This is a genomic window from Streptomyces sp. NRRL F-5727, from assembly GCF_000719555.1.
GTDB lineage: Bacteria > Actinomycetota > Actinomycetes > Streptomycetales > Streptomycetaceae > Streptomyces.
On sequence record NZ_JOGX01000011.1, the window covers coordinates 84,644 to 111,093 of the forward strand.

Here is a 26,450-nt window from a genome sequence, read left to right on the forward strand (position 1 = left end):
GTGCGCGGACCGCCCGTTCAGACGCGGGGCAGCGACTCCAGGGCGAGGCCGCCCTCGATGGCGAGGATGCGGTGGAGGCGGGTGGCGACGAGGAGCCGCTGCATCTGCGGCGGCACCCCGCGCAGGACGAGCCGGCGGCCGCAGCGGCCGGCCCGTCGGTGGGCGCCCATGATCACGCCGAGTCCGGTCGCGTCCCAGGAGTCGAGCCCGGTCAGGTCGAGCACCAGGTCGCCGACGCCGTCGTCGACGGCCGAGTGCAGGACCGTACGGGCGTCCGCCGCGCTGCGGACGTCGAGGCGGCCCCCGACGACCAGCTCGACGTGATCGCCCCTGATGTGCATAGTCGCTCCCCGGGAAATGCTCCGTCTTCGCAACAACTGACTGCTGCCTCGGCAGATACGTTGCGCCTTGTCAGCAAACCGATACCGAAATTCACCCTGTGGGGTGAGGTGGGGTGGCGGGCTAGGCGCCGTACTTGTAGAAGCCCTGCCCGCTCTTGCGGCCGATGTCACCCGCGTCCACCATCCGGCGCATCAGCTCCGGCGGCGCGAACTTCTCGTCCTGGGACTCGGTGTAGATGTTGTTCGCCGCGTTGACGAGGATGTCGATGCCGGTGAGGTCGGCGGTGGCGAGCGGGCCCATGGCGTGGCCGAAGCCCAGCTTGCACGCGATGTCGATGTCCTCGGCGGTGGCGACGCCCGACTCGTGGAGCTTGGCGGCCTCGACGACGAGGGCGGAGATCAGGCGGGTGGTGACGAAGCCGGCGACGTCGCGGTTGACGACGATGCAGGTCTTGCCGACGGACTCGGCGAACGCGCGGGCGGTGGCCAGGGTCTCGTCGCTCGTCTTGTAGCCGCGGACGAGCTCGACGAGCTGCATCATCGGCACGGGCGAGAAGAAGTGGACGCCGACGACGGCCTCCGGGCGCCCGGTCACCGCGGCGATCTTGGTGATCGGGATCGCGGAGGTGTTGGAGGCGAGGACGGCGCCGTCCTTCACGATCTTGTCGAGGGAGCGGAAGATCTCGTGCTTGACGTCGAGGTTCTCGAAGACGGCCTCGACGACGACGTCCGCATCGGCGACCGCGTCGAGTTCGGTGGTGGCGGTGATCCGGCCGAGCGCCGCCTCGGCGTCCTCGGCGGTCAGACGGCCCTTGGCGACGAACTTGTCGTACGACGCCTTGATGCCGTCGGTGCCGCGGGTCAGGGCGGCGTCGGTGACGTCGCGCAGGACGACGTCCCAGCCGGCCTGGGCCGAGACCTGAGCGATGCCGGATCCCATGAGTCCGGCCCCGATGACGGCGAGCTTCCCAGCCACTGATTCCACCCCTTAACACCTGTTCACTTCTGGCTCTCCGGCGGAGATTAGCGGGCCCGGGGCGCCATGTGACCGTGAAGTAATGCGCGTCACGCTCTCTTTGACGGACGTCACACTCACGACACCCCCGCGCGTCCCGGCGGCGGCTCGGCCGGGGGGCGGGGAGCGGGCGGCGGGTGGCTCAGCCCTCGCGCACCGCGTACGCCAGGACCTGCTCGCTCAGCAGTTCCTCGATCTCGTCGAGGAGGACCAGGGCGTCGCGGGAGACGGCGCCCGCCTGCCCTCGGCGATCACGGCGTCGCCGACGAACTCGACGACGGCCTCCTGGATCCAGGCGATCTGCCCGCCCACGAGCAGCGGCAGCGGGTCGTCGGGCCCGGCACCGGCCTCCTCGCGCAGGGCGGCGACGGTGGTCCGGCGGACCTCCTGCTGGAGGGCCATGAGCCGGGCCTGGAGGGTGGGGGCCCCGATGGCCCTCGCCCCCGGCTGGCTCGACGCGGTCTCGCGCCTGATGCCGTTCCGCTGTCCGGTGGACGCGGTGCGGGAGGCGTACATCGGCCACTACACGACCCCGGCCATGCTGTCCGGGCTGCTGGTCGCCGTCGCGCTGACGGTGTTCGCCGTGACGGTCGGCACACGTGCGTTCCGGAGCGCCGGAGCGTAACTAGGCTGGTCGCATGGTCAATCTGACGCGCATCTACACCCGCACCGGCGACCAGGGCACGACGGCCCTGGGCGACATGAGCCGCACCGCCAAGACCGATCTGCGGATCGCGGCCTACGCCGACGCCAACGAGGCCAACGCCGTCATCGGCACCGCCATCGCGCTCGGCCGCCTCGACGAGGACGTCGTGAAGGTCCTCGTCCGGGTCCAGAACGACCTGTTCGACGTGGGCGCCGACCTCGCCACCCCGGTCGTCGAGAACCCCGAGTACCCGCCGCTGCGGGTGGAGCAGGCGTACGTCGACAAGCTGGAGGCGGACTGCGACCGCTTCCTGGAGGAGCTGGACAAGCTGCGCTCCTTCATCCTGCCCGGCGGCACGCCCGGCGCGGCGCTGCTGCACCAGGCGTGCACGGTGGTCCGGCGGGCCGAGCGCTCGACCTGGGCTGCCATGGAGGTGCACGGCGAGACGATGAACCCGCTCACGGCCACGTACCTCAACCGGCTGTCAGACCTGCTCTTCATCCTGGCGCGGACCGCGAACCGCGAGGTCGGGGACGTGCTCTGGGTCCCGGGCGGCGACCGCTGAGGTCTTCTCCGGAGTGCCCTGCGGGGCCTCCGGGGCCGGTGCCTCCGGGGCCTCCGGGGCCTTCTTCGGCCAGACAGAGTAGCTGAGGGCGATCAAACCGTGGATCCCGACGGCCCGCCAGACACCGGCGATCGACGCCTCCAGCCTCGAGGTGTCGCCCGCGTCGCCGACGTACCAGACCGCGGCGAGGAGCAGCGCGGAGGCGACGGAGCCGGCGATCAGCGTGCCGAGCCAGATCGCGCCCTCGTGGCGGGCGCGGGCCATGCCGTACCGGGGCGGCTTCGCGGGCGGCGGGGCGCCGCCGAAGCGGTGTGCGGCGTGCCCGTCGAGCCACTTCACGGTGCGATGGCCGTGGCCGACGGTGTAGCCGATGTAGACGGCGGCCAGACCGTGCCGCCAGCTGGGGTCGGCGCCGTTCTTGAGGTCGATCGCGGAGACGACCAGGAGCAGGACCTCCAGGAGCGGCTCGCACAGCAGCAGCCCCGCGCCCAGCCTCGGCATGCGCAGCACGTAGCGGGCACCGAGCCCGGCGGCCAGCAGGACCCAGAACCCCACCTCGCAGACGACGATCAGCGTGACGATCACGACGCTTCCCCTTTCGCTTCCCCCGTCGGGTCTCTCCCAGCCTCCCGTGCGACCGGGGGCGGTTCGTCGTCGCCGGTGAGGAAACGCGTCTACATCGTTCGACGGAGGCGCGGACCCGCGCGGATCGGCCCGGACGTCGAGGCCGGGAGGGCGCGGGCCGTGTTGGATGGGTCCGTGACCCTCCCCCGCCCGCACCGCCACGACCTGCTCATCGCCCTCGCCGGCCTCTCCGTCGGCGTGCTGCTGTGGTCGTTCGGGCTGTTCACCACGGGCGGCCGGATCTTCGAACAGCACTGGGCGGCGCTCGTCCCGCTGGCGGTGATGGCCGGGGCCGAGGCGCTGCGCCGGGCCGCGCCGCAGACCGCGCTGGCCACCGGGACGCTGGCGATCGTGGCCGACCAGTTCACCAACGGGAACCTGTGCACCGTGCTGATGTTCACGGACGTCGTCTACGCGGCGGTCGTCTACGGCACCCCGGCGCAGGCCCGCCGCATCCCGTACACCACCGCGCTGGTCACCGTCGCCACCACGGTGGCGTTCCTGGTCTGGTGGCAGAACGCGCTCGCCCTGCTGGTCGGGGTGATCACCGGGCTCATCTCCTTCCTGCCCGCCGTCACCGGCTCGATCGTGCGCAACCACCGCGAGGCCGCCGAGTCCGCCCGGCTGCGCGCCGAACAGACGGCGCTGCTGGCCGAGATGGACCGGGCGCAGGCGGTGGTGGCGGAGCGGGCTCGGATGGCGCGGGAGCTGCACGACATGGTGGCCAACCACCTCTCCGCGATCGCGATCCACTCGACGGCGGCGCTCTCCCTGGACGATCCCGGCACCACCCGGCAGGCGCTGTCGGTGATCCGCGAGAACAGCGTGGCGGGTCTCGCCGAGATGCGGCGGCTGATCGGGCTGCTGCGGGACAGCGGCGCGGAGCGCGAGCCGGCCGCGACGGCGACCCTGGCGGGGCTCGACGCCCTGGTCGGGCAGGCGCGGGCGAACGGTGCGGCGAGCGGGCTGCGCTTCGCCCTGGACGACGCCCGCCGGGACGGCGCCGGGCTGCCGGCGCCGGTGGAGCTGGCCGCGTACCGGATCGTGCAGGAGTCGCTGACGAACGCGCTGAAGCACGCGGTGCCGGGCGAGGTGCGGGTGGCGCTGGCGCACCGGGACGGGGCGCTGCGGGTGACGGTGACCAGCCCGTACGGGCAGCGGCCGGGGCCGCGCGCGCCGGGGTCGGGAGCGGGTCTGGTGGGCATGCGGGAGCGGGTGGCGCTGCTCGGCGGGTCCCTGGAGGCGGGTCCGGTGACGTCGGCCGGGGGCGCGCGGGAGTGGCGGGTGCGGGCGGAGCTGCCCGTGCGAGCGAGCGAGGAGGAGCGGGCATGACGGTGCGGGTGGTGGTGGCCGAGGACCAGGCGGCGGTACGGGCCGGCCTGGTGCTGATCCTGGGCAGCGCGCCGGACATCGAGGTGGTCGGGGAGGCCGAGGACGGCGAGCGGGCGGTGGAGCTGGCCCGGGAGCTCCGTCCCGATCTGGTGCTGATGGACGTGCAGATGCCCCGGATGGACGGGGTGACGGCGACCCGTCTGGTGGTGGCGGAGGGGCTCGCGGACGTGCTGGTGCTGACCACCTTCGACCTGGACGAGTACGTGTTCGGGGCGCTGCGGGCGGGGGCGTCGGGCTTCCTGCTGAAGAACGCGGACGCGCGGGAGCTGATCGAGGGGGTGCGGACGGTGGCGCGGGGCGAGGGGCTGATCGCGCCGGCGGTGACCCGGCGGCTGATCGCGGAGTTCGCCTCCCCGTCCCCGCCGGTACGGAGGGACCCGGTGGTGCTGGAGTCGCTGACGCCGCGCGAGCGGGAGGTGCTGGCGGCGCTGGGGGCGGGCCTGTCCAACGCGGAGGTGGCGGTGCGTCTGGAGATGGCGGAGGCGACGGTGAAGACCCACGTCAGCAAGGTGCTGGGGAAGCTGGGGCTGCGCAGCCGGGTGCAAGCCGCCGTGCTGGCGCAGGAGTTGGGGCTTCAGTAGACCGGAATCGACGTTGGTCTGGACCTCTTGACGATTGGTCCAGACCTTCCTACGCTCGCGGGGCGCGCGCAACTCTCCACGGACCACCCCCACCCCGAACGTCCGCAACTTGAGGAGCACCGTTGAGCACTCAAGCACCGACGCGCCGAAGAGGATTCAGGGCACGGGCCGCCGCCGCCCTGACCGCCCTGGCCCTCCCGCTCGCCGCCATGGTCGGCCTCGCCTCCCCCGCCGAGGCGGCCACCTCGGCCACGGCGACCTATACCAAGACCCAGGACTGGGGCACCGGCTTCGAGGGCAGGTGGACGGTGAAGAACACCGGCACCACCACCCTCACCTCCTGGACCGTCGAGTGGGACTACCCCACCGGCACCCGGGTCACCTCCGCGTGGGACGCCACCGTCACCAGCAGCGGCAACCACTGGACCGCCAAGAACGTCGGCTGGAACGGCACCCTGGCCCCCGGTGCCTCCGTCTCCTTCGGCTACAACGGCTCCGGCGCCGGCGCCCCCAGCGGCTGCAAGATCAACGGCGCCTCCTGCGACGGCACCCAGCAGCCCGGGGACAACCCGCCCTCGGCCCCCGGCACCCCGGTCGCCTCGAACATCACCGACACCTCGGTGAAGCTCACCTGGACCGCGGCCACCGACGACACCGGCGTCAAGAACTACGACGTCCTGCGCGACGGCACCCGGGTCACCACCACCACCGCGCTGACCTACACCGACCAGGGCCTCACCGCCGGCACCGACTACAGCTACACCGTCGTCGCCCGCGACACCGCCGACCAGACCGGCCCGGCCGCCGGCCCGACCCCGGTCCGCACCACCGGCGGCGGCACCCAGCCCCCGCCGAAGGCCGTCAAGATGGGCTACTTCACCAACTGGGGCGTCTACGGGCGCAACTACCACGTGAAGAACATCGTGACCTCGGGCTCCGCGTCCAAGATCACCCACATCAACTACGCCTTCGGCAACGTCCAGGGCGGCAAGTGCACCATCGGCGACGCCTACGCCGACTACGACAAGGCGTACACCGCCGACCAGTCCGTCGACGGCGTCGCCGACACCTGGGACCAGCCGCTGCGCGGCAACTTCAACCAGCTGCGCAAGCTGAAGAAGGCGTACCCGAACATCAAGGTCCTCTGGTCGTTCGGCGGCTGGACCTGGTCCGGCGGCTTCGGCCAGGCCGTGCAGAACCCGTCCGCCTTCGCGCAGTCCTGCTACGACCTGGTCGAGGACCCGCGCTGGGCCGACGTCTTCGACGGCATCGACCTGGACTGGGAGTACCCCAACGCCTGCGGCCTCACCTGTGACACCAGCGGCGCCGCGTCCTTCAAGAACATGATGCAGGCCATGCGCGCCAAGTTCGGCGCGAACAACCTGGTCACCGCGGCCGTCACGGCCGACGCCTCCGCCGGCGGCAAGATCGACGCCGCCGACTACGCGGGCGCCGCGCCGTACTACGACTGGCTCAACGTGATGACGTACGACTTCTTCGGCGCCTGGGCCGCGCAGGGCCCGACCGCCCCGCACTCCCCGCTGACCTCGTACGCCGGCATCCCGCAGGCGGGCTTCAACTCCGCCGAGGCGATCGCCAAGTTCAAGGCCAAGGGCGTCCCGGCCAACAAGCTGCTGCTCGGCATCGGCTTCTACGGCCGCGGCTGGACCGGCGTCACCCAGTCCGCCCCCGGCGGCACGGCGACCGGCCCGGCGCAGGGCACGTACGAGCAGGGCATCGAGGACTACAAGGTGCTCAAGACCTCCTGCCCGTCCAACGGCACCGTCGCCGGCACCGCCTACGCCCACTGCGGCACCAACTGGTGGAGCTACGACACCCCCGCCACCGTCACCTCCAAGATGAGCTGGGCCAAGAACCAGGGCCTCGGCGGCGCCTTCTTCTGGGAGTTCAGCGGTGACACCACGAACGGCGAACTCGTGACCGCCATCAACGGCGGACTGGGCTAGCCTCCCGGGTACGACGAAGCGGGGGACGGTGCAGCACACCGTCCCCCGCTTCACACGTGCTCCGCGACGTCCACCCTCCCCCGGACCTCGTCCGGGGGGACCCCCATCCGGCGGGGGCCGACCAGGCCACGTTCCGATCAGGCCACGTTCACCCGCTGGCCGGGCGGCGCCGCCTCCAGCCAGGCCATGAACCCGGTCCGGGCGTCCTCGCTCATCGCGAGCTCCAGCCGGACCCCGTTGTACATGCAGGGCTGGATCACCGAGTCGGACAGGAGCGCCAGCTCCTCCTCGCCCTCCGGCATCCGGCGCTCCAGGGCCACGATGGCCGAGCGCTCCAGGAACCGGCGCGGCCGGGGCGCGTACGAGAAGACCCGGAACCAGGCGATCTCGTCACCGCTGTACCGGGCCACGCCGTACACCCAGCCCTTGCCGGACAGGTCCGGCTCCTCCGGGACGTCCCAGCGCAGCGAACAGTCGAAGGTGCCGCCGGCCCGCTGGATCAGCCGCCGGCGCAAGCCGAAGACGAAGAGCCCGATCACCACCAGTGCGACGACCAGGCCGCACACGAGCAGCGTGAGGAACATCTTCACCGACCTCCTCGCTGCGTCCCGTGACCGGCGCCGCCGGCCTCACCGAATACAACCTGCATCTGCATCGCCTCAGCCGCGGCACGGTCTGGAACATTCCAGCCGTGCCGCGGCTGAGGGCACTACTCTTCGGTCGCGGGTCCGCTAGCGGACCGCTACCGCGCGCAGCCGGACCTCGGCGCGCCGCTCGGCGGCGGCGTCCTCGTCCGACTTGGCACGCTCCAGCGCGCGCTCGGCGCGCTGGGCGTCGATCTCGTCCGCCAGCTCGGCGATCTCCGCCAGCAGCGACAGCTTGTCGTCCGCGAAGGAGATGAAACCGCCGTGGACGGCGGCCACGACGGTCGCGCCCTCGCTCGTGCGGATGGTCACCGGGCCCGACTCCAGCACACCGAGCAGCGGCTGGTGACCGGGCATGACGCCGATGTCGCCGGAGGTGGTACGCGCGATGACCAGGGTGGCCTCGCCGGACCAGACACTCCGGTCCGCGGCGACCAGCTCGACATGCAGCTCAGCAGCCAAGGGTGGGCTCCTCGGTTCACCACCCGGCGGGCCGGCCGGGTGTTGGGTCAAAGTCTAGTAGGGCGCCCGGCACCGCGGTGCCGGAGCCCGCCCCCGGCGGGTGAATGCCGGGGGGATGCAGCCAGAAGGCGTGGTGAGAGGGGCGGGAAGGGCTCCCGCCCCCCTCGGGCGAGCACGGGGCTCAGGAGACGCCGAGCTCCTTGGCGTTCTTCTTGAGGTCCTCGAGACCACCACACATGAAGAAGGCCTGCTCCGGGAAGTGGTCGAACTCACCGTCGCAGATCGCGTTGAACGCGGCGATCGACTCGTCGAGCGGAACGTCCGAACCGTCCACACCGGTGAACTGCTTGGCGGCGTGGGTGTTCTGCGACAGGAAGCGCTCGACACGACGCGCACGGTGCACGACGAGCTTGTCCTCCTCGCTGAGCTCGTCGATACCGAGGATCGCGATGATGTCCTGGAGGTCCTTGTACTTCTGCAGGATGCCCTTGACGCGCATGGCGGCGTCGTAGTGGTCCTGCGCGATGTAGCGCGGGTCCAGGATCCGGGACGTGGAGTCCAGCGGGTCCACGGCCGGGTAGATGCCCTTCTCGGAGATCGGACGGGAGAGAACCGTCGTCGCGTCGAGGTGGGCGAAGGTGGTCGCCGGCGCCGGGTCGGTGAGGTCGTCGGCGGGGACGTAGATCGCCTGCATCGAGGTGATCGAGTGACCACGGGTCGAGGTGATGCGCTCCTGGAGGAGACCCATCTCGTCGGCCAGGTTCGGCTGGTAACCCACCGCGGAGGGCATACGGCCGAGCAGGGTCGACACCTCGGAACCGGCCTGGGTGAAGCGGAAGATGTTGTCGATGAAGAACAGCACGTCCTGCTTCTGCACATCGCGGAAGTACTCCGCCATGGTCAGACCGGCGAGGGCCACACGGAGACGGGTGCCCGGGGGCTCGTCCATCTGGCCGAAGACGAGGGCGGTCTTGTCGAGAACGCCCGAGTCCTCCATCTCCGCGATGAGGTCGTTGCCCTCACGCGTACGCTCACCGACACCGGCGAACACGGAAACACCCTCGTGCAGCTTCGCCACACGCATGATCATTTCCTGGATCAGAACGGTCTTGCCGACACCGGCGCCACCGAACAGACCGATCTTTCCACCCTTGACGTACGGGGTGAGAAGGTCGACGACCTTCAGGCCGGTCTCGAACATCTCGGTCTTCGACTCGAGCTGGTCGAACGCCGGGGCCTTGCGGTGGATGGACCAGCGCTCGCCGACCTCGGACTCGGCCTCGGGCTCGTTCAGGATCTGACCGAGCGTGTTGAACACGCGGCCCTTGGTGACGTCGCCGACGGGCACCGTGATGCCGTCGCCGGTGTCGACCACCGGGGCCTGGCGGACCAGACCGTCGGTGGGCTGCATCGAGATGGTGCGGACCATGCCGTCACCGAGGTGCTGCGCGACCTCGAGGGTCAGCGTCTTGGTGCCCTCGCCGGCCGAGTCCGGAACCTCGACGTTCAGCGCGTTGTAGATCTCCGGCATCGCGTCGACGGGGAACTCCACGTCGACGACCGGGCCGATGACCCGGGCGACGCGGCCCGTGGCAGCGGCGGTCTCAACAGAGGTCGTCATTACTTGTCACTCCCCGCGGTCGCGTCGGCCAGGGCTGCGGAGCCACCGACGATCTCGCTGATTTCCTGGGTGATTTCGGCCTGTCGGGCCGCGTTGGCAAGTCGGGTCAGGCTGGTGATCAGCTCGCCCGCGTTGTCGGTCGCCGACTTCATCGCGCGCCGCGTCGCGGCGTGCTTCGACGCCGACGACTGGAGCAGCGCGTTGTAGATGCGGCTCTCGACGTAGCGCGGCAGGAGGGCGTCCAGGACGTCCTCCGCCGACGGCTCGAAGTCGTACAGCGGACGGAGCGTGTCCGTCTCGCCGGCCTCCTTCGCCACCTCGTCGAGGCTGAGGGGCAGCAGCCGGGCCTCGACCGCCGTCTGCGTCATCATCGAGACGAACTCGGTGTAGACGATGTGGAGCTCGTCCACACCACCCTCGGCCGTGGCCTTCTCGATCGCCTCGATCAGCGGCTGGCCGATCTTCTTGGCGTCCGCGTACGTCGGCTCGTCCGTGAAGCCGGCCCAGGTGTCGGCCAGCTTGCGCTCACGGAAGTTGAAGTGCGCGATGCCACGGCGACCGACGACGTAGATGTCGACCGCCTTGCCCTCGCCCTCCAGCCGCTTGATGAGCTGCTCCGCCGCCTTGATGGCGTTGGAGTTGAAGGCGCCGGCCAGGCCGCGGTCGCTCGACAGGAGCAGAACCGCGGCGCGGGTCGGGTTCTCGGCCTCGGTGGTCAGCGGGTGCTTGTCGTTGGCGCCCGTGGCCACCGCGGTCACCGCGCGGGTGAGCTCGGTGGCGTACGGGGTCGACGACTGCACCTTGCGCTGAGCCTTGACCACGCGCGAGGCGGCGATCATCTCCATCGCCTTGGTGATCTTCTTCGTCGCGGTGACGGATTTGATGCGACGCTTGTAGACCCGGAGCTGCGCTCCCATGAGTCAGGTCCCTTCCGTCGTCACTTCGAGACGTTGACGGCGGCGGGAGCGGCAGCGTCCTCGCCGAGCAGCTTGCCGTCAGAGGTCTCGAACTGCTTCTTGAACTCCGCGATGGCGTCGGCCACGGCCGTCAGGGTGTCGTCCGACATCTTCTTGCCCTCGCGGATGGAGGTCATGAGACCGGAGTGGTTCTGGCGGAGGTACGCCAGGAGCTCGGCCTCGAAGCGACGGATGTCGGCGACCGGGACGTCGTCCATCTTGCCGGTGGTGCCGGCCCAGACGGAGACGACCTGGTTCTCGGTCGGCATCGGCTGGTACTGAGCCTGCTTGAGCAGCTCGACCATCCGCTGACCGCGCTCCAGCTGCGCCTTCGAGGCCGCGTCCAGGTCGGAACCGAAGGCGGCGAACGCCTCCAGCTCACGGAACTGGGCGAGGTCCACGCGGAGGCGACCGGCGATCTGCTTCATGGCCGGGTGCTGGGCGGAGCCACCGACACGGGAGACCGAGATACCGACGTTCAGGGCCGGGCGCTGGCCGGCGTTGAACAGGTCGGACTCCAGGAAGCACTGGCCGTCGGTGATGGAGATGACGTTGGTCGGGATGAACGCCGAGACGTCGTTGGCCTTGGTCTCGACGATCGGCAGACCGGTCATCGAGCCGGCACCCAGCTCGTCCGAGAGCTTGGCGCAGCGCTCGAGCAGGCGGGAGTGCAGGTAGAAGACGTCACCCGGGTACGCCTCGCGGCCCGGCGGGCGGCGCAGCAGCAGCGACACGGCGCGGTAGGCGTCGGCCTGCTTCGACAGGTCGTCGAAGACGATCAGGACGTGCTTGCCCTGGTACATCCAGTGCTGGCCGATGGCCGAGCCGGTGTACGGGGCGAGGTACTTGAAGCCGGCCGGGTCGGACGCGGGGGCGGCGACGATCGTCGTGTACTCGAGCGCACCGGCCTCCTCCAGGGCGCCGCGCACGGACGCGATGGTGGAGCCCTTCTGGCCGACGGCGACGTAGATGCAGCGGACCTGCTTGTTCACGTCGCCCGAGCGCCAGTTGTCGCGCTGGTTGATGATCGTGTCGACGGCCAGGGCGGTCTTGCCCGTCTGGCGGTCGCCGATGATCAGCTGACGCTGGCCGCGGCCGACCGGGGTCATGGCGTCGACGGCCTTGTAGCCGGTCTCCATCGGCTCGTGCACCGACTTACGGGCCATGACGCCCGGGGCCTGCAGCTCGAGGGCGCGGCGGCCCTCGGTCGCGATCTCGCCGAGACCGTCGATCGGGTTGCCGAGCGGGTCGACGACGCGACCCAGGTATCCCTCACCGACGCCGACGGAGAGGACCTCGCCGGTGCGCTGCACCGACTGTCCCTCCTCGATGCCGCTGAACTCGCCGAGGACGATCGCGCCGATCTCGCGCTCTTCGAGGTTCAGCGCGAGGCCGAGGGTGCCGTCCTCGAACTTCAGCAGCTCGTTCGCCATGGCCGAGGGAAGACCCTCGACCTTCGCGATGCCGTCGCCGGCCAGGCTGACCGTGCCGACCTCCTCGCGCGAGGCCGCGTCCGGCTGGTACGACTGGACGAAGGTCTCCAGTGCGTCCCGGATCTCCTCCGGCCGGATCGTGAGCTCCGCCATCTGGGTTCCCTGCTCTCCTTGTTGGGCCCGAAGTTTCTTAAGGGGTCTGGGGGCCGACCCCCAGGAATCTTCTGCAATCTCTGCACGGCCCAACCGGGCCGCTGTGATGCGTGTTGTGTTGCCGGCGGCTGCTGCCGTCAGCCGGCCAGCCGCCGCTTCGCCTCGCCGAGGCGCTCGGAGACCGTGCCGTCGATGACCTCGTCACCGACTCGCACCGAGATCCCGCCGAGGACCGCGGGGTCCACGTCCAGGTTCAGGTGCATCTCGCGGCCGTACAGCTTCGCGAGGACGCCTCCGAGGCGCTGCTTCTGCTGATCGGTCAGCGGGACCGCCGAGGTGACGACCGCGACCATCCGGTCCCGGCGCGCCGCGGCGAGCTTGGACAGGGACTCGAGTCCCGCTTCCAGGCTACGTCCCCGGGGCTGGGTCACCAGACGGACGACCAGACGCTCGGTGGTCGTGTGGGCCTTTCCGCCGAGCAGGCTGCGGAGCAGCTCGCCCTTGGCGGTGGCCTTGGCGGTCTTGTCCGTCAGCGCCGAGCGGAGCTCGGTGCTGGAGGACACGATCCGGCCGAACCGGAACAGCTCGTCCTCGACGGAGTCGAGGGCGCCCGCCTTCTGGGCCGCGGTGAGGTCGGCGGTGTTCGCCAGCTCCTCGGCCGAGTCGACCAGGTCGCGCGAGCGCGACCAGCGGGACCGGACCATGCCGGAGACCAGATCGACGGTCTCCCCGCCCACCTGACCGGTCAGGAGTCGCTGCGCGAGCTCGGCCTTGGCCTCACCCGACTGCGCGGGATCGGTCAGGACCCGGCGCAGCGACACCTCACGGTCGAGCAGGGCGGTGACTGCGGCCAGCTCGTCCGCCAGCTTCGTCGCGTCGACCGAGGTGTTGTCGGTCAGTGCGTCGAGGGACTCGCGGGCGGCGGCCAGTGCCTCACGGCTCGCTCCGTTCATCGGACGGCCTCAGCCTTCTCCTCGAGCTCGTCGAGGAAGCGGTCGATCGTGCGGCTCTGGAGGGCGGCGTCCTCGAGGGACTCGCCGACCAGCTTGCCGGCCAGGTCGGTGGCGAGCTTGCCGACGTCCTGGCGCAGCGAGGCGGCCGCGGCCTTGCGGTCGGCCTCGATCTGCGTGTGGCCGGCGGCGATGATCTCCTCGCGCTGGCGCTGGCCCTCCGCCTTCATCTCCTGGATGATCGCGGTGCCCTGCTCCGTCGCCTCCTGGCGGAGACGCGCGGCCTCGTGGCGGGCCTCGGCAAGCTGTGCCTTGTACTGCTCCAGCACACTCTGAGCCTCGATCTGGGCCGACTCGGCCTTCTCGATGCCACCCTCGATGGCCTCGCGGCGCTCGACCAGAACCTTGTTGATGTTCGGGAGGAGCTTCTTGGCGAGGAAGCCGAAGACGATGACGAAGGCGATCAGGCCGATGACGAGCTCGTCAAGATGCGGGAGGAGGGGGGGCTGGGGCTCCCCCTCGGCCGCAAGAAGCAGAGCGTTCACATCAGTGCCTTCCGTGAAAATGTGGCTGTCGTCGAGAAGCAGGCTTAGTAGACGAAGCCCATGACGATGCCGATGAGGGCGAGCGCCTCACAGAAGGCGAAACCCATGATCTGGTTGGTGCGGATCAGGCCGGCCGCCTCGGGCTGGCGGGCGAGGGCCTGGGTGCCGTTACCGAAGATGATGCCGACGCCGACGCCGGGGCCGATCGCGGCGAGGCCGTAACCGATGGCGGCGACGTTGCCTTCGACAGCAGCAAGGGTCTGGAGAGCGGACATGCCGGTTCTTCCTTCTCTTTCAAGGACCCGGTGGGGGTTGGCCACCGGAGACTGCGGGGTGGGTGGTGGAGCTGGTCCGTGGCAGGGGGCTCAGTGGTGCTCGGAGAGCGCGCCCTGGACGTAGCTGCAGGCCAGGAGGACGAAGACGTACGCCTGGACGGCCTGGATGAAGAGCTCGAAGGCGGTCATCACGAGCACCATCACGAAGGAGGTGCCGGCGTAGATCACGCCGATGCCGTTGAGCAGGTACCAGGAGGCCAGCGAGAACATCACGATCAGCAGGTGACCGGCGAACATGTTCGCGAACAGTCGGACCGCGTGCGTGAAGGGCCGGATGATCAGGTTCGAGAAGAACTCGAGGACGACGACCAGCGGGAGGATCGGGCCGAGGGACTTGTCCCAGCCGACGATGTTCTTCCAGCCGCCGACGAAGCCGTGCTTCTTGAAGGTCAGCGTGACCCAGAGCACGTACACGATCAGCGCGAGGGCCGCCGGGAAGGCGATCAGCGAGGTGACCGGGAACTGGGCGAGCGGGATGATCGACCAGAGGTTCATCATCCAGACGAGGAAGAACATCGAGACCATGAAGGGGACGTACTTCTCGCCGTCCTTCTTGCCGATGATCTCGTAGACGATGCCGCGGCGCACGAAGTCGTAACCGGCCTCGCCGACCATCTGCATCTTGCCGGGGACCAGCTTCGGCTTGCGGAAGGCCGCCCAGAAGAAACCGACCACCACGACCGAGCTCAGGACCGCGAGCAGCATGGGCTTGGTCAGCTCGAAGCTGCCCCACGTCGCGATCGGCTCGTAGATGAACGTGTGCAGGCCCGGAGCCGGGAAGCCACATCCGGTGAAGATGTGGCAATCCGGGTCGAAGGCAAGCGTCTGGTCAGCACTCACCGCGGGCTCCTTCAGCGTGGCGCATAGGTACGGCAACCTCGTTGTGTCGGCGCGGCGCGCAGCCGCGGGTCGGCACTGGACTGGTCTTACGGATAAGGGGGCGGCGGTTCGGCATCGAGCCTCGCGCTGGGACAGGCGCCTCTTCGGATGCCCGCGCCCGCAGTGCCGCAGTTGGCACCGGACGATAGCAGGAAGCAGAACGCGTCTTTATACCGGCCCTACCCCTCACGGCTTCGAACCCGTTTTCTCGGGCTCGACGTACGCGATCTTGGCCTTCATGTAGGCACGGGCCTGGGCCGCGACCCACACCACGGTCGCCGCGAGCAGCGTGAAGGCGAACGCCTTGAAGTCGAACACCGTGGTGCCCTTCAGCAAGGCGAGGAAGACGAACAGCACCAGCAGCTGGGTCGTGTAGAGCAAGAGCCCCATGGCCTGGAACAGCTGCGGAAGCTTCTTCGCCGTCCGCTGGAGCACCAGCATCCCGATGCCCATGAAGAGGATCACGACCAGGGTGCCGAGCACGGCGCCGATCGCCCCCTTCCCGCCGGCGACGATCCCGCTGACGACCGTGGCGATGGCGCCGACGGCGGCAGTGGGTACGACGGCCGAGAGAAGAAGGCGTGCGTCGGTGGAAGGCATGGCGGTGTCTCCGCTTGCTGGAGGGGGCGATGGTGTCGTCAGGGACGAGCGTATGCCCGGTCCGAGGTGGGTCTCGGGGCCAACAGACCGTCGCACTACGGTCTTTCGGCACTGTCGCCGGGTCTCGTGAACCGTATCACAAACTATTTGAATAGGTCTTTACTCATGGGTGTGCCAACTGTCACACATGAGGGGTACAACGCGCGGTTGTGCGCGACAGCGGGGTGGCTTGTCTGGTATTGGGCTTCGCTGCGGCTTTCGGGCGGGCGGGCAGGGCGCCGCGTCAACTCGGCGTTCCGGCCTTCCGCCGGTCGGAGAAGCGCGAACGGTGACCGATGGCCGTCGAACCGTGCAGCCCGGCCGGCACCGGAACCCGCTCGTCCGCCGCGGCCTCGTGCTCCGGCTCCGGTTCGGGGACCGGCTTGCGGCGCCGGTACCGCGGCGGGACGACGGCCTCCGCCCAGCGGGGCGCCCGCGGCGAGAAGCGCGGCAGCAGGAGCAGCACCAGACCGATGGCGCTCAGCACGGTGATGACCAGCACGATCCACATCGACGTCGAGTGCACCGAGTACGCGAGGGTGCCGAAGGCGATCAGCGCCGACCAGAAGTACATGATCAGCACCGCCCGGCTGTGCGAGTGGCCGATCTCCAGGAGCCGGTGGTGCAGGTGCCCGCGGTCGGCGGCGAAGGGCGACTGGCCCTTCCAGGTGCGCCGCACGATCGCCAGGACCAGGTCGGTCATCGGGATCGCGATGATGGTCAGCGGCAGGATCAGCGGGATGAAGACCGGCAGGGCCGCGTGGGTCGCCTCCCGGGTCGAGCCCTCGAAGATCTTCAGGGTGTCGGGGTCCACCTGGCCGGTGATCGAGATGGCGGACGCGGCCAGGATCAGGCCGATCAGCATCGAGCCGGAGTCGCCCATGAAGATCCGCGCCGGGTGCATGTTGTGCGGCAGGAAGCCCAGGCACATGCCCATGAGGATCGCGGCGAAGAGGGTCGCGGGGGCCGCCGCCTCGATCGTGTAGCCGTACCAGAGCCGGTACGCGTACAGGAAGAAGGCGCCGGTGGCGATGCACACCATGCCGGCGGCGAGGCCGTCGAGGCCGTCCACGAAGTTGACCGCGTTGATCGTGAGGACCACCAGGGCCACCGTCAGCAGCGTGCCCTGCCACTGGGTCAGCGCGACCGTCCCGACACCGGGGATCGGCAGCCACAGGATCGTCAGGCCCTGCGCCACCATGACGCCGGCGGAGATCATCTGGGCGCCCAGCTTGATCAGCGCGTCCAGCTCGAACTTGTCGTCCAGGACGCCGATCAGCCAGATCAGCGCGGCGCCGGAGAGCAGCGCCCGCGGCTCGTTCGACTGGTCGAAGACGCTGTTGAGGTTCTGGAGGTGGTCGGCGACGAGCAGGCCCGCGCAGAGCCCGAAGAACATGGCGATGCCACCGAGCCGCGGAGTCGGTTCTCGGTGCACGTCACGCGCGCGGATCTCCGGCATCGCGCCGGTCGCGATGGCGAACTTCCGCACCGGACCGGTCAGCAGATAGGTCACCGCGGCCGTGACACAGAGCGTCAGCAGGTAATCACGCACGGGCTGTCCCCACAGGAATCGCTGGCCATCTCAGCCCCACACCCTAGCCGTGCCGTCCATGTGGTTGGAGACATCGGGGGCCGCGGAACGGTTGCGGCAGCCCCCCGCTCACCGTCCATACGGGGGAAAACTCCTGGTCAGCTCCCGTACCTCGGCCCGTACCCGAGCCGTCTCCTCCGGTTCATCGCGCAGCGCCGCGGTGAACAGGGCGGCGATCCTGGCCATCTCCGGGGCGCCCATCCCCTGGGTGGTGACCGCGGCGGTGCCGAGCCGGATCCCGCGCCCGTCCCCGTACGGAAGGGCGCAGGTGTCCAGGACCATGCCGGCCGCGGCGAGCCGGGCGCGGGCGGTGCGGCCGTCGACGCCGAGCGGGGAGGCGTCGGCGGTGATGAGGTGGGTGTCGGTGCCGCCGGTGGTCAGCGCGAAGCCCTCGGCGGAGAGCGCGGCCGCCAGCACGCGCGCGTGGTCGACCACCCGATGGGCGTACCCGGTGAACGCCGGAGTGGACGCCTCCCCCAGGGCCACCGCCTTCGCGGCGATGGTGTGCATCTGCGCGCCTCCCTGGGTGAACGGGAAGACCGCCCGGTCCACCCGCTCGGCCAGCTCCGCCGTGCACAGCACCATCCCGCCGCGCGGACCGCGCAGCACCTTGTGGGTGGTGGCGCAGACGACGTCGGCGTACGGGACCGGGTTCGGCGCCGCTCCCCCGGCGACCAGCCCGATGGGGTGGGCGGCGTCGGCGATCAGATAGGCGCCGACCTCGTCGGCGACGGCCCGGAAGAGCGCGTAGTCGGGGTGGCGGGGGTAGGAGATCGAGCCGCAGACGATCGCCTTCGGCCGGTGGTGGCGGGCGAGCGCGGCGAGCTGCTCGTAGTCGATGAGCCCGGTCTCGGGGTCGACGCCGTACGGGACGAAGTCGAACCAGCGGCCCGAGAAGTTCGCCGGCGAGCCGTGGGTGAGGTGCCCGCCCTGGTCCAGGCCCATGGCGAGGACCGTGTCACCGGGCCTGAGAAGGGCCGCGTACGCCGCCAGGACGGCCGAGGAGCCGGAGTGCGGCTGGAGGTTCGCGTGATCCGCTCCGAAGAGCGCGGTGGCCCGTTCCACGGCGATCCGCTCGGCCGCGTCGGCGTACTCGCAGCCGCCGTGGTACCGGGCGCCGGGGTACCCCTCGGCGTACTTGTTCGCCAGCGGCGACCCCAGCGTCGCCAGCACCGCCGGCGAGGTGAAGTTCTCCGCCGCGATCAGCTGCAGCGTCTCGGCCTGCCGCCGCGCCTCCCCCAGCAGCACGTCGGCGATCTGCGGATCCTGCCGCCGCAGGACGTCGAGGACCTCATCGGGGGGCGCGCTGACGGACATGGCTGACTCCGTGCCTGGAGGGACGTAGCACCAATGTAGGCGCGCCCTCCCCCAGGCGCCCCCCGGGAGATCAGCCCCTGCTCGGCACGCCCGTCAGGGCGGTGACCACCGGGGGCCAGCCGGGGCCAGCCCTGGACGCGCCGCTTGCGCCGCTCGACCCCGGGGCCGCCCGGGCTTCGGGGCGCTGCGGCGTCCTCCGGCCGCGGAATCGGGGACCGGGCGTACGATCCCGCGTCAGCGCCTGGTCGGCACGCCCGTCAGGGCGGTGACCACGGGGGGCCGGCCCTGCACGCGCCGCTCGCGCCGCTCGGCCCGGGGGCCTCCCGGGCTTCGGGCCGCTGCGGCGGCCTCCGGCCGCCGGCGCAGCGGGGTGCCGGATGGTCGCGTCAGCGCCGCGTCGGCACGCCCGTCAGGGCGGTGACGACGGGGTCCAGGGCCTCCTGGATCTCGTCGCCGATGGAGCGGAAGACGGTGATGGGGGCGCCGTAGGGGTCGTTGACCTCGTCGGCTTCGGCGGAGGGGGCCAGGAGCCACCCGCGTAGAGCGGCGGCCGCGCGGACCAGCGCGCGGGCGCGTTCGACCACGCCGTCGCGCGGGTCCGGGAGGGTCGCGGGGTCGATGGCGCGGACCAGCCGGGTGAACTCCTTCAGGGTGAAGGTGCGCAGGCCGGCCGAGTGACCCATCGAGATGACCTGCGCGCGGTGGTCGCGGGTCGCGGTGAGGACGAGGTCGGCGCGGATGACGTGCTCGTCGAGGAGCTCGCGCCCGACGAAGCCGCTGTGGTCGGCGCCGAAGTCCGCGAGGACCAGCTCCGCGTTGGTCTCCATGGGGGCGCCCTCGTGGCCCCAGGTGCCGGCGCTCTCCACGATGAGGCCCCGGCCGAGCCCGTCGCCGAGCCGCTGGCCCAGGGCGTGGCGGGTCAGCCGCTCGGTGATGGGCGAGCGGCAGACGTTGCCGGTGCTGACGTGGAGGATGCGGAAGGTGCCGACGTGCTGCTCGTACCCCGCTATGCCACGCCCCTCAGGGGCGGTCAACTGGCCACCTCGAGGTCGGGTACGACCTTGCGGAGCTCCTCCGGTGACAGCGCGCCCTCGCGCAGCAGCACCGGGACCTTGCCCGTGACGTCGACGATGGAGGAGGGGACGATGCCGGGCGTCGGGCCGCCGTCGAGGTAGACGGAGACGGCGTCGCCGAGCATCTGCTGGGCCGCGTCGCAGTCCTCCGGCGCGGGGTGCCCGGTGAGGTTGGCCGAGGAGACGGCCATCGGGCCGACCTCGGTGAGCAGCTCGATGGCGACCGGGTGCAGCGGCATGCGGATGGCCACGGTGCCGCGGGTGTCGCCGAGGTCCCACATGAGGGACGGCTGGTGGCGGGCGACGAGGGTCAGCGGGCCGGGCCAGAAGGCGTCGACGAGCTCCCACGCCTGCTCGGAGAAGTCGGTGACGAGGCCGTGCAGGGTGTTCGGGGAGCCGATGAGGACCGGCGTGGGCATGGTGCGGCCCCGGCCCTTGGCGGCGAGCAGGTCCGCGACGGCCTCGCCGGAGAAGGCGTCCGCGCCGAGTCCGTACACGGTGTCGGTGGGGAGCACGACGAGCTCGCCGCGGCGGACGGCCGACGCGGCTTCGCGCAGGCCGGTCGCGCGGTCGGTCGCCTCGTTGCAGTCGTATCGACGTGCCATCAGTCGCGCTCCTCCTCTGTGGTGGTGCGGTGCCGGCTCATGGCATCGCCTTGCGGGCGGTCGCGAAGCGCGGCCGGTTGTTGAGGTCGGGGTGGTCGGCGGCGTCCGCCCAGCCGGCCTCCTCGTTGAAGATCCACGGCACCTGGCCGCCCTGGGTGTCGGCGTGCTCGATGACGACGAGGCCGCCGGGGCGGAGCAGCCGGTGCGCGGTGCGCTCGATGCCGCGGATGGTGTCGAGGCCGTCCTCGCCGGAGAAGAGGGCCATCTCGGGGTCGTGGTCGCGGGCCTCGGGGGCGACGTACTCCCACTCGGTGAGGGGGATGTACGGCGGGTTGGAGATGACCAGGTCGACCTGGCCGTTCAGCTCCGGGAGCGCGGTGAGCGCGTCGCCCTGGTGGACGGTGACGCGGGAGCCCTCGGCGTTCTTCCGGGTCCAGACGAGGGCGTCCTCGGACAGCTCGACGGCGTGGACCCGGGAGCGCGGCACCTCCTGGGCCATGGCGAGGGCGATGGCGCCGGAGCCGGTGCAGAGGTCGACGATGAGCGGCTCGACGACGTCCATGGCGCGCACGGCGTCTATGGCCCAGCCGACCACGGACTCGGTCTCCGGCCGGGGCACGAAGACGCCGGGGCCGACCTGCAGCTCCAGGTAGCGGAAGAACGCCCGCCCGGTGATGTGCTGGAGGGGTTCGCGCGCCTCGCGGCGGGCGATGGCCTCCCAGTAGCGGGCGTCGAAGTCGGCGTCCTTGACGTTGTGCAGCTCCCCCCGCTTGACGCCGTGCACGAACGCGGCGAGCTCCTCGGCGTCGAAACGCGGTGAGGGAACGCCGGCGTCGGCCAGCCGCTGGGTGGCCTGGGCCACCTCGGCGAGCAGCAGGTTCACGCGGTCCTCCGTGGTGCGGGGTGGGGCTGGGGAGTGGCCTTGCTCAGGTCGCGGCGAGCTTCGCCGCCGAGTCGGCGTCGACGCACGCCTGGATGACGGCGTCGAGCTCGCCGTCGAGGACCTGGTCGAGGTTGTACGCCTTGAAGCCGACGCGGTGGTCGGAGATGCGGTTCTCCGGGAAGTTGTACGTGCGGATCTTCTCGGAGCGGTCGACCGTGCGGACCTGGCTGCGGCGGGCGTCGGCGGCCTCGGCCTCGGCCTTCTCCTGGGCGGCGGCGAGGAGCCGGGAGCGCAGGATGCGCATGGCCTGCTCCTTGTTCTGGAGCTGGCTCTTCTCGTTCTGGCAGGAGGCGACGATGCCGGTCGGCAGGTGGGTGATGCGGACCGCGGAGTCGGTGGTGTTGACCGACTGGCCGCCGGGGCCGGAGGAGCGGTAGACGTCGATGCGCAGGTCGTTGGCGTGGATCTCGACGTCGACCTCCTCGGCCTCCGGGGTGACGAGCACGCCGGCGGCGGAGGTGTGGATGCGGCCCTGGGACTCGGTGGCGGGCACGCGCTGCACGCGGTGGACGCCGCCCTCGTACTTGAGGCGGGCCCAGACGCCCTGGCCGGGCTCGGTGGCGCCGTTGCCGCCCTTGGTCTTCACGGCGACCTGGACGTCCTTGTAGCCGCCGAGCTCGGACTCGGTGGCGTCGATGATCTCGGTCTTCCAGCCGACGCGCTCGGCGTAGCGGAGGTACATCCGGAGCAGGTCCCCGGCGAAGAGGGCGGACTCGTCGCCGCCGGCGCCGGCCTTGATCTCCAGGATGACGTCCTTGTCGTCGCTGGGGTCGCGCGGGATCAGCAGGAGGCGGAGCTTCTCGGTGAGCTCCTCGCGCTGCTTCTCCAGCTCCTTGACCTCGGCGGCGAAGTCGGGGTCGTCGTGCGCGAACTCGCGCGCGGTCTCGATGTCGTCCCCGGTCTGCTTCCAGGAGCGGTACGTGCCGACGATCGGGGTCAGCTCGGCGTAGCGCTTGTTCAGCTTGCGCGCGTTGGCCTGGTCGGCGTGGACCGACGGGTCGGCGAGCTTCTTCTCGAGGTCGGCGTGTTCGCCGACCAGTTCCTCGACCGCCTCGAACATCTCGGGCTCCTGGTTTCGTCAGTTGCTACGGGGACGCCAAAGCGCCGGTCCCGGCCGCCCCGCTCGGGGGCGGCCGATGACCGGCGCGGGGGCTCGCTACTTCTTGGCGGAGCCGGCGGCCTTGCCGAAGCGGGCCTCGAAGCGGGCGACGCGGCCACCCGTGTCGAGGATCTTCTGCTTGCCCGTGTAGAACGGGTGGCACTCGGAGCAGACCTCGGCACGGATGGTGCCCTCGGTGAGGGTGCTGCGGGTGGTGAACGACGCGCCACAGGTGCAGCTGACCTGGGTCTCGACGTACTCGGGGTGGATCTCGCGCTTCAAGGTGTCTCCTAGTTCCGGGAGGGCGCCGGGTCGTCGCCGCGGGTTGCGGCGGACGTGAACCGGGGCCGACGTACCAGTCTGCCAGGACCGGCCGCATCTCCCCAAACCGGGGTGGGAGCGCCGGTATTCCCGGGGGTCCGCGAAGGGGCTAGCGGACGACGCCCTCGGCCTTGCCGGTGGCGGTGTCCTTGGTGGCCGAGGCGGGGATCGGGAGGTCGCCCTCCAGGGCCGTCCAGACCTGCCCGGCCTTCTCGTCGACGGGGACGACCCGGTTGGGGTCCGCGGGGTCGTACCGGACGGGGAGGGTCACCATGTGGACGTTCCCGGCGGAGAGGCCGGTGAGGCCCTGGGCGAAGCCCATCAGCTCCTGGACGGAGTCGAGCTCGGAGTCCGGGGTGATGGCCTTGGTGGCGGCGTCGGCGACGTCCAGGAGCTTCTTGGGGTTGGTGCCGAGGCCGAGGCCCTTGACCTGGTCGATGAACGCCTTCATGAACGCCTGCTGGAGCTGGATGCGGCCCAGGTCGCTGCCGTCGCCGACGCTCCTCCGGGTGCGGACGAGGCCGAGGGACTGCTCGCCGTCGAGGGTGTGGGTGCCGGGCTCCAGGTCGAGGTGGCTCTTGGAGTCCCTGATGGCCTGGGTGGTGGTGATCTCGACGCCGCCGAGGGTGTCGATGAGCTTCTTGAAGCCGGTGAAGTCGACCTCGATGTAGTGGTCCATGCGGATGCCGGACATCGCCTCGACGGTCTTGACGGCGCAGGCGGGGCCGCCGACCTCGTACGCGGTGTTGAACATGGCGCGGCTCTCGCCGGCGACCTCGGCGCCCTGTCCGTCGGTGCAGGCGGGGCGGTCGACGAGGGTGTCGCGCGGGATGGAGACGACGCTCGCCTTCTTGTGACCCTCGTAGACGTGGACGACCATCGCGGTGTCGGAGCGGGCGCCGCCCTCGTCCTTGCCGTAGGCGCCGTTGTCGCCGGAGCGGGAGTCGGAGCCGAGGACGAGGATGTCCATCGAGCCGTTGTCGACGTTCTTGGGGCGGTCGGTGCCCAGCTGGGCGTTGATGTCGACGCCCTGGATGTTCCCGTCCAGCTTGAGGAACACGTAGCCGAGTCCGGCGCCGGCCAGGACGAGCACGGCGGTGGCGCCGGACACGGCTATGCCCACCCGGCGGCGGCGTTTGGCGGGCTGTTTGCGGCGGCGTCCGGTGGCGCCTCCGCGTGCGCGCCCGCTCTGGTTCTGCTCGGTCATCGTCTTCCCTCGGGCCTATGGTTCACCTTTTGTGACGGCGAAGCACCCGAAAGGGTTGCATACGGACCTGTGGGGTTTCGGTGAGCGAGCTGCCGACAACGCGCTGTGCCCGCCACTCGATGAGTGGCGGGCACAGTGTTCGCGCAGGTCACGAACGGATTACGGCCCGGGGGCCGGTCTCCGCGATGTGACGCGGGTCTCCTCGACGACGTCAGTCGTTGTTGCCGCCCGGCGTCGTCTTCTGGATCTGCAGCAGGAACTCGCCGTTCGACTTCGTCTGCTTGAGCTTGTCCAGGAGCAGCTCGATGGCCTGCTGCTGGTCGAGCGCGTGCAGCACGCGGCGGAGCTTCCAGGTGACGGCGAGCTCGTCGCTGCCGAGGAGGATCTCCTCCTTGCGGGTGCCCGAGGCGTCGACGTCGACGGCCGGGAAGATCCGCTTGTCGGCGAGCTTCCGGTCGAGCTTGAGCTCCATGTTGCCGGTGCCCTTGAACTCCTCGAAGATCACCTCGTCCATGCGCGAGCCGGTGTCGACCAGCGCGGTGGCCAGGATGGTCAGCGAGCCGCCGTCCTCGATGTTGCGCGCGGCGCCGAAGAAGCGCTTCGGCGGGTAGAGCGCGGTCGAGTCGACACCACCGGACAGGATGCGGCCGGAGGCGGGCGCCGCGAGGTTGTACGCGCGGCCCAGGCGGGTGATGGAGTCCAGCAGGACGACCACGTCGTGACCCAGCTCGACGAGACGCTTGGCGCGCTCGATGGCCAGCTCGGCGACGGTGGTGTGGTCCTCGGCCGGGCGGTCGAAGGTCGAGGAGATGACCTCGCCCTTCACCGACCGCTGCATGTCGGTGACCTCTTCCGGACGCTCGTCGACCAGGACGACCATCAGGTGGCACTCGGGGTTGTTGTGGGTGATCGCGTTGGCGATCGCCTGCATGATCATGGTCTTGCCGGTCTTCGGCGGGGCCACGATCAGACCGCGCTGGCCCTTGCCGATCGGCGACACGAGGTCGATGATCCGCGTGGTCAGCACGCCCGGGTCGGTCTCCAGGCGGAGCCGGTCCTGCGGGTAGAGCGGGGTCAGCTTGTTGAACTCAGGGCGGCCGCGGCCGGAGTCCGGCGCCATGCCGTTGACCGAGTCCAGGCGGACCAGCGCGTTGAACTTCTCGCGGCGCTCGCCCTCCTTCGGCTGGCGGACCGCGCCGGTGAGGTGGTCGCCCTTGCGCAGGCCGCTCTTGCGGACCTGGGCGAGGGAGACGTACACGTCGTTCGGACCGGGCAGGTAGCCGGAGGTCCGGATGAACGCGTAGTTGTCGAGGATGTCGAGGATGCCCGCGACGGGGATCAGGACGTCGTCGTCCGACACCTGCGGCTCGCCGGCGGCGAACTCGTCGCGCCCGCGACGCCCGCGGCGGTCGCGGTAGCGGCCGCGACGGCCGCGACGGCCGCCCTCGAAGTCGTCGTCGTCCTGGAAGCCGCCGCCCTGCGGCCCCTGGCCCTGGCCCTGCTGCTGGCCCTGACCCTGGCCCTGGCCCTGGCGCTGCTGGTCCTTGCGCTGGCCGCCGCCCTGCTGCTGGTCGTCGCCCTTGCCGCGCTCGCGCTGGCGGTCGCGACGGTCACGGCGGTCCCGGCGGCTGCGGCCCTCGGCGCCGTCGACGGCGGCCTCGGCCTTGTCGCCCTGCGGCTCGCCCTTGGCCTCGGTACGCGTCTCGGTACGGGCCTCGGTCTTCACGGCCTGCGCGCCCTCGGCACCCTCCGGCGAACCGGCGGGGGCGGTGGCACGGCGGCGGCGGCGCTCGCCGGCCGGCTGCTCGTCGGCCTCGGCGGACTTCGACGGCTGGCCCGGGATGTCGATCTGCTGCTGGGCGGGGGCCTGCTCGGCCTTCTCCGCCTTCGGCGCGGCGGCCTCGGCGGTCTCGCCCGTGCGGGCCTTGGACGTGGCGCGGCGCTTCGGCTTGGCCTCGGCGGCGGCCTCGGTCTTGGCGGGGGCGGCAGCGCCGGAACCGGCCTGCGCCTCCTTGATGACCTCGATCAGCTGGCTCTTGCGCATCCGCGCGGTGCCCCTGATGCCGAGGCCGGACGCGACCTGCTGCAGCTCGGCCAGGACCATGCCCTCGAGGCCGGTGCCGGAGCGGCGGCGCCGTGCGGTGCCGCCACTGGCAGCACCTGCGGCGGGCGCGGCGGCGTCGACGGTCTCGTCGGCAGTCACGCCCATCAGATCGGTGGTGTCGCTCACGAAGGGTCCTTCCCTGGAGCGGACGTCGGCCCTGTGGCTCGGCGACCGGTTGTGCTGTCCGGCAGCGGTCCTGGTTGGCGGACCGTGTCCGGGGCGGTGGTCCCGCCGGGATGCGGCGAGAGGAGAGAAAACGTGCTGTGGGTCCGGCCCGAGCGCCCCCTGCTCGGCCCTCGCGTGGAAAGAGCGAGGGGTGTCGTGCCGGTTCCGGAGCGTGCTCGAAACTGCTCAGGCAGGCTGCTCAGGCAGTTGGGGAGGCTCCCGGAAGAATGGGTGGTCCCTGAGGGGACACTCCGCACCGCTCCACAAAGAGGTCGGG

General features: G+C 70.8%; 27 protein-coding genes and 1 pseudogene. 5 read left to right on the top strand and 23 right to left on the bottom strand.

The features are described 5' to 3' along the window. Nucleotides 1-17: 17 nt before the first annotated feature. The 3 genes from IF73_RS0111255 to IF73_RS37600 all read right to left on the bottom strand — a co-directional run bounded on the left by IF73_RS0111255 (nt 18) and on the right by IF73_RS37600 (nt 1,758). Entirely contained in the window at nt 18-341 is a 324-nt protein-coding gene (locus IF73_RS0111255) for an STAS domain-containing protein (RefSeq protein ID WP_030210572.1), read from the bottom strand. A gap of 121 nt (nt 342-462) precedes the next feature. Beyond that, a complete protein-coding gene (locus IF73_RS0111260; RefSeq protein WP_031006227.1) occupies nt 463-1,317 on the bottom strand; it encodes a 3-hydroxyacyl-CoA dehydrogenase family protein in 855 nt (284 codons plus the stop codon). Nucleotides 1,318-1,536: 219 nt separating this feature from the next. After that, nucleotides 1,537-1,758, bottom strand: a complete 222-nt coding sequence (locus tag IF73_RS37600) for a hypothetical protein (RefSeq protein WP_051716678.1) — start codon at nt 1,756-1,758, stop codon at nt 1,537-1,539. Between the two features lie 25 nt (nt 1,759-1,783). Between IF73_RS37600 and IF73_RS38605 the strand changes: the two are divergent. Both IF73_RS38605 and IF73_RS0111275 read left to right on the top strand, forming a co-directional pair. Next, a pseudogene (locus IF73_RS38605) lies at nt 1,784-1,981 on the top strand (ABC transporter permease); the annotation flags it as partial. Nucleotides 1,982-1,994: 13 nt separating this feature from the next. Then, a complete protein-coding gene (locus IF73_RS0111275) occupies nt 1,995-2,567 on the top strand; it encodes a cob(I)yrinic acid a,c-diamide adenosyltransferase (protein ID WP_031006229.1) in 573 nt (190 codons plus the stop codon). On the opposite strand, the gene IF73_RS0111280 is transcribed toward IF73_RS0111275, so the two are convergent. Further along, on the bottom strand, nt 2,487-3,152 hold the full coding sequence (locus IF73_RS0111280) for a hypothetical protein (RefSeq protein WP_031006231.1): 666 nt from the start codon (nt 3,150-3,152) through the stop codon (nt 2,487-2,489). The two genes, IF73_RS0111275 and IF73_RS0111280, sit on opposite strands and share 81 nt — an antisense overlap. A 174-nt stretch (nt 3,153-3,326) precedes the next feature. Between IF73_RS0111280 and IF73_RS0111285 the strand changes: the two genes are divergently transcribed. From IF73_RS0111285 to IF73_RS0111295, 3 genes are all read left to right on the top strand, one after another. Next, on the top strand, nt 3,327-4,523 hold the full coding sequence (locus tag IF73_RS0111285; RefSeq protein ID WP_031006233.1) for a sensor histidine kinase: 1,197 nt from the start codon (nt 3,327-3,329) through the stop codon (nt 4,521-4,523). After that, nucleotides 4,520-5,164, top strand: coding sequence for a response regulator (locus IF73_RS0111290; RefSeq protein ID WP_031006235.1), 645 nt, complete (start codon nt 4,520-4,522; stop codon nt 5,162-5,164). The genes IF73_RS0111285 and IF73_RS0111290 overlap by 4 nt, the downstream gene beginning before the upstream one ends. Nucleotides 5,165-5,373: 209 nt before the next feature. After that, nucleotides 5,374-7,131, top strand: coding sequence for a glycoside hydrolase family 18 chitinase (locus IF73_RS0111295; RefSeq protein WP_037878893.1), 1,758 nt, complete (start codon nt 5,374-5,376; stop codon nt 7,129-7,131). Between the two features lie 137 nt (nt 7,132-7,268). On the opposite strand, the gene IF73_RS0111300 is transcribed toward IF73_RS0111295, so the two are convergent. The 19 genes from IF73_RS0111300 to rho all read right to left on the bottom strand — a co-directional run bounded on the left by IF73_RS0111300 (nt 7,269) and on the right by rho (nt 26,134). After that, a complete protein-coding gene (locus IF73_RS0111300; RefSeq protein WP_031006238.1) occupies nt 7,269-7,715 on the bottom strand; it encodes a DUF2550 domain-containing protein in 447 nt (148 codons plus the stop codon). Nucleotides 7,716-7,862: 147 nt separating this feature from the next. Next, nucleotides 7,863-8,237, bottom strand: a complete 375-nt coding sequence (locus IF73_RS0111305) for a F0F1 ATP synthase subunit epsilon (RefSeq protein ID WP_031006240.1) — start codon at nt 8,235-8,237, stop codon at nt 7,863-7,865. A 181-nt stretch (nt 8,238-8,418) separates the two neighbouring features. After that, complete coding sequence (gene atpD / locus IF73_RS0111310; protein WP_031006242.1) at nt 8,419-9,858, bottom strand: F0F1 ATP synthase subunit beta; 1,440 nt, start codon at nt 9,856-9,858, stop codon at nt 8,419-8,421. Then, entirely contained in the window at nt 9,858-10,775 is a 918-nt protein-coding gene (locus IF73_RS0111315; protein ID WP_031006244.1) for a F0F1 ATP synthase subunit gamma, read from the bottom strand. The genes atpD and IF73_RS0111315 overlap by 1 nt, the downstream gene beginning before the upstream one ends. Nucleotides 10,776-10,795: 20 nt before the next feature. Then, nucleotides 10,796-12,400, bottom strand: a complete 1,605-nt coding sequence (atpA, locus tag IF73_RS0111320; protein WP_031006246.1) for a F0F1 ATP synthase subunit alpha — start codon at nt 12,398-12,400, stop codon at nt 10,796-10,798. 137 nt (nt 12,401-12,537) lie between these two features. Then, nucleotides 12,538-13,353 carry a F0F1 ATP synthase subunit delta gene (locus IF73_RS0111325; protein WP_031006248.1) on the bottom strand — a complete coding sequence of 272 codons (816 nt, stop codon included), beginning with the start codon at nt 13,351-13,353 and terminating at the stop codon, nt 12,538-12,540. Further along, nucleotides 13,350-13,895 (bottom strand): F0F1 ATP synthase subunit B, encoded by a 546-nt coding sequence (locus IF73_RS0111330; RefSeq protein ID WP_031006250.1) that lies wholly within the window; start codon nt 13,893-13,895, stop codon nt 13,350-13,352. Before IF73_RS0111330 ends, IF73_RS0111325 begins: the two co-directional genes overlap by 4 nt. Before the next feature lie 44 nt (nt 13,896-13,939). Beyond that, nucleotides 13,940-14,170, bottom strand: a complete 231-nt coding sequence (gene atpE / locus IF73_RS0111335; protein WP_006346597.1) for an ATP synthase F0 subunit C — start codon at nt 14,168-14,170, stop codon at nt 13,940-13,942. Nucleotides 14,171-14,260: 90 nt separating this feature from the next. After that, a complete protein-coding gene (gene atpB, locus IF73_RS0111340) occupies nt 14,261-15,070 on the bottom strand; it encodes a F0F1 ATP synthase subunit A (RefSeq protein WP_031006253.1) in 810 nt (269 codons plus the stop codon). 225 nt (nt 15,071-15,295) lie between these two features. Beyond that, a complete protein-coding gene (locus tag IF73_RS0111345; protein WP_031006255.1) occupies nt 15,296-15,709 on the bottom strand; it encodes a hypothetical protein in 414 nt (137 codons plus the stop codon). A gap of 283 nt (nt 15,710-15,992) precedes the next feature. Continuing rightward, nucleotides 15,993-17,300, bottom strand: a complete 1,308-nt coding sequence (locus IF73_RS0111350; protein WP_031006257.1) for an MraY family glycosyltransferase — start codon at nt 17,298-17,300, stop codon at nt 15,993-15,995. A gap of 108 nt (nt 17,301-17,408) precedes the next feature. Then, on the bottom strand, nt 17,409-18,656 hold the full coding sequence (glyA, locus tag IF73_RS0111355; protein ID WP_031006260.1) for a serine hydroxymethyltransferase: 1,248 nt from the start codon (nt 18,654-18,656) through the stop codon (nt 17,409-17,411). 386 nt (nt 18,657-19,042) lie between these two features. Continuing rightward, nucleotides 19,043-19,690: a low molecular weight phosphatase family protein gene (locus IF73_RS0111360; RefSeq protein ID WP_031006262.1), complete on the bottom strand. Its 648-nt coding sequence runs from the start codon at nt 19,688-19,690 to the stop codon at nt 19,043-19,045. Next, nucleotides 19,687-20,334, bottom strand: a complete 648-nt coding sequence (locus IF73_RS0111365; protein ID WP_031006264.1) for an L-threonylcarbamoyladenylate synthase — start codon at nt 20,332-20,334, stop codon at nt 19,687-19,689. The genes IF73_RS0111360 and IF73_RS0111365 overlap by 4 nt, the downstream gene beginning before the upstream one ends. 37 nt (nt 20,335-20,371) lie before the next feature. Continuing rightward, nucleotides 20,372-21,217 carry a peptide chain release factor N(5)-glutamine methyltransferase gene (prmC, locus tag IF73_RS0111370; RefSeq protein WP_031006266.1) on the bottom strand — a complete coding sequence of 282 codons (846 nt, stop codon included), beginning with the start codon at nt 21,215-21,217 and terminating at the stop codon, nt 20,372-20,374. 43 nt (nt 21,218-21,260) lie between these two features. Continuing rightward, nucleotides 21,261-22,337, bottom strand: coding sequence for a peptide chain release factor 1 (gene prfA, locus IF73_RS0111375; protein WP_031006268.1), 1,077 nt, complete (start codon nt 22,335-22,337; stop codon nt 21,261-21,263). 96 nt (nt 22,338-22,433) lie between these two features. Beyond that, the gene (rpmE, locus tag IF73_RS0111380) at nt 22,434-22,658 is read right to left on the bottom strand and encodes a 50S ribosomal protein L31 (protein ID WP_030761597.1); all 225 of its coding nucleotides are present in this window, start codon (nt 22,656-22,658) and stop codon (nt 22,434-22,436) included. 148 nt (nt 22,659-22,806) lie between these two features. Next, nucleotides 22,807-23,904: an LCP family protein gene (locus IF73_RS0111385; protein ID WP_031006271.1), complete on the bottom strand. Its 1,098-nt coding sequence runs from the start codon at nt 23,902-23,904 to the stop codon at nt 22,807-22,809. Nucleotides 23,905-24,115: 211 nt separating this feature from the next. Continuing rightward, nucleotides 24,116-26,134: a transcription termination factor Rho gene (rho, locus tag IF73_RS0111390; RefSeq protein ID WP_031006273.1), complete on the bottom strand. Its 2,019-nt coding sequence runs from the start codon at nt 26,132-26,134 to the stop codon at nt 24,116-24,118. Nucleotides 26,135-26,450 lie beyond the last annotated feature (316 nt).

What these genes read in the sequence shown, in the direction of transcription:
- IF73_RS0111255 (WP_030210572.1), bottom strand. Translation starts at nt 341, where the DNA reads ATGCACATCAGGGGCGATCACGTCGAGCTGGTCGTCGGGGGCCGCCTC.
- IF73_RS37600 (WP_051716678.1), bottom strand. Translation starts at nt 1,758, where the DNA reads ATGGCCCTCCAGCAGGAGGTCCGCCGGACCACCGTCGCCGCCCTGCGC.
- IF73_RS0111275 (WP_031006229.1), top strand. Translation starts at nt 1,995, where the DNA reads ATGGTCAATCTGACGCGCATCTACACCCGCACCGGCGACCAGGGCACG.
- IF73_RS0111290 (WP_031006235.1), top strand. Translation starts at nt 4,520, where the DNA reads ATGACGGTGCGGGTGGTGGTGGCCGAGGACCAGGCGGCGGTACGGGCC.
- IF73_RS0111295 (WP_037878893.1), top strand. Translation starts at nt 5,374, where the DNA reads ATGGTCGGCCTCGCCTCCCCCGCCGAGGCGGCCACCTCGGCCACGGCG.
- IF73_RS0111300 (WP_031006238.1), bottom strand. Translation starts at nt 7,715, where the DNA reads ATGTTCCTCACGCTGCTCGTGTGCGGCCTGGTCGTCGCACTGGTGGTG.
- atpD (WP_031006242.1), bottom strand. Translation starts at nt 9,858, where the DNA reads ATGACGACCTCTGTTGAGACCGCCGCTGCCACGGGCCGCGTCGCCCGG.
- IF73_RS0111315 (WP_031006244.1), bottom strand. Translation starts at nt 10,775, where the DNA reads ATGGGAGCGCAGCTCCGGGTCTACAAGCGTCGCATCAAATCCGTCACC.
- atpA (WP_031006246.1), bottom strand. Translation starts at nt 12,400, where the DNA reads ATGGCGGAGCTCACGATCCGGCCGGAGGAGATCCGGGACGCACTGGAG.
- IF73_RS0111325 (WP_031006248.1), bottom strand. Translation starts at nt 13,353, where the DNA reads ATGAACGGAGCGAGCCGTGAGGCACTGGCCGCCGCCCGCGAGTCCCTC.
- atpE (WP_006346597.1), bottom strand. Translation starts at nt 14,170, where the DNA reads ATGTCCGCTCTCCAGACCCTTGCTGCTGTCGAAGGCAACGTCGCCGCC.
- IF73_RS0111345 (WP_031006255.1), bottom strand. Translation starts at nt 15,709, where the DNA reads ATGCCTTCCACCGACGCACGCCTTCTTCTCTCGGCCGTCGTACCCACT.
- glyA (WP_031006260.1), bottom strand. Translation starts at nt 18,656, where the DNA reads ATGTCCGTCAGCGCGCCCCCCGATGAGGTCCTCGACGTCCTGCGGCGG.
- IF73_RS0111365 (WP_031006264.1), bottom strand. Translation starts at nt 20,334, where the DNA reads ATGGCACGTCGATACGACTGCAACGAGGCGACCGACCGCGCGACCGGC.
- prfA (WP_031006268.1), bottom strand. Translation starts at nt 22,337, where the DNA reads ATGTTCGAGGCGGTCGAGGAACTGGTCGGCGAACACGCCGACCTCGAG.
- IF73_RS0111385 (WP_031006271.1), bottom strand. Translation starts at nt 23,904, where the DNA reads ATGACCGAGCAGAACCAGAGCGGGCGCGCACGCGGAGGCGCCACCGGA.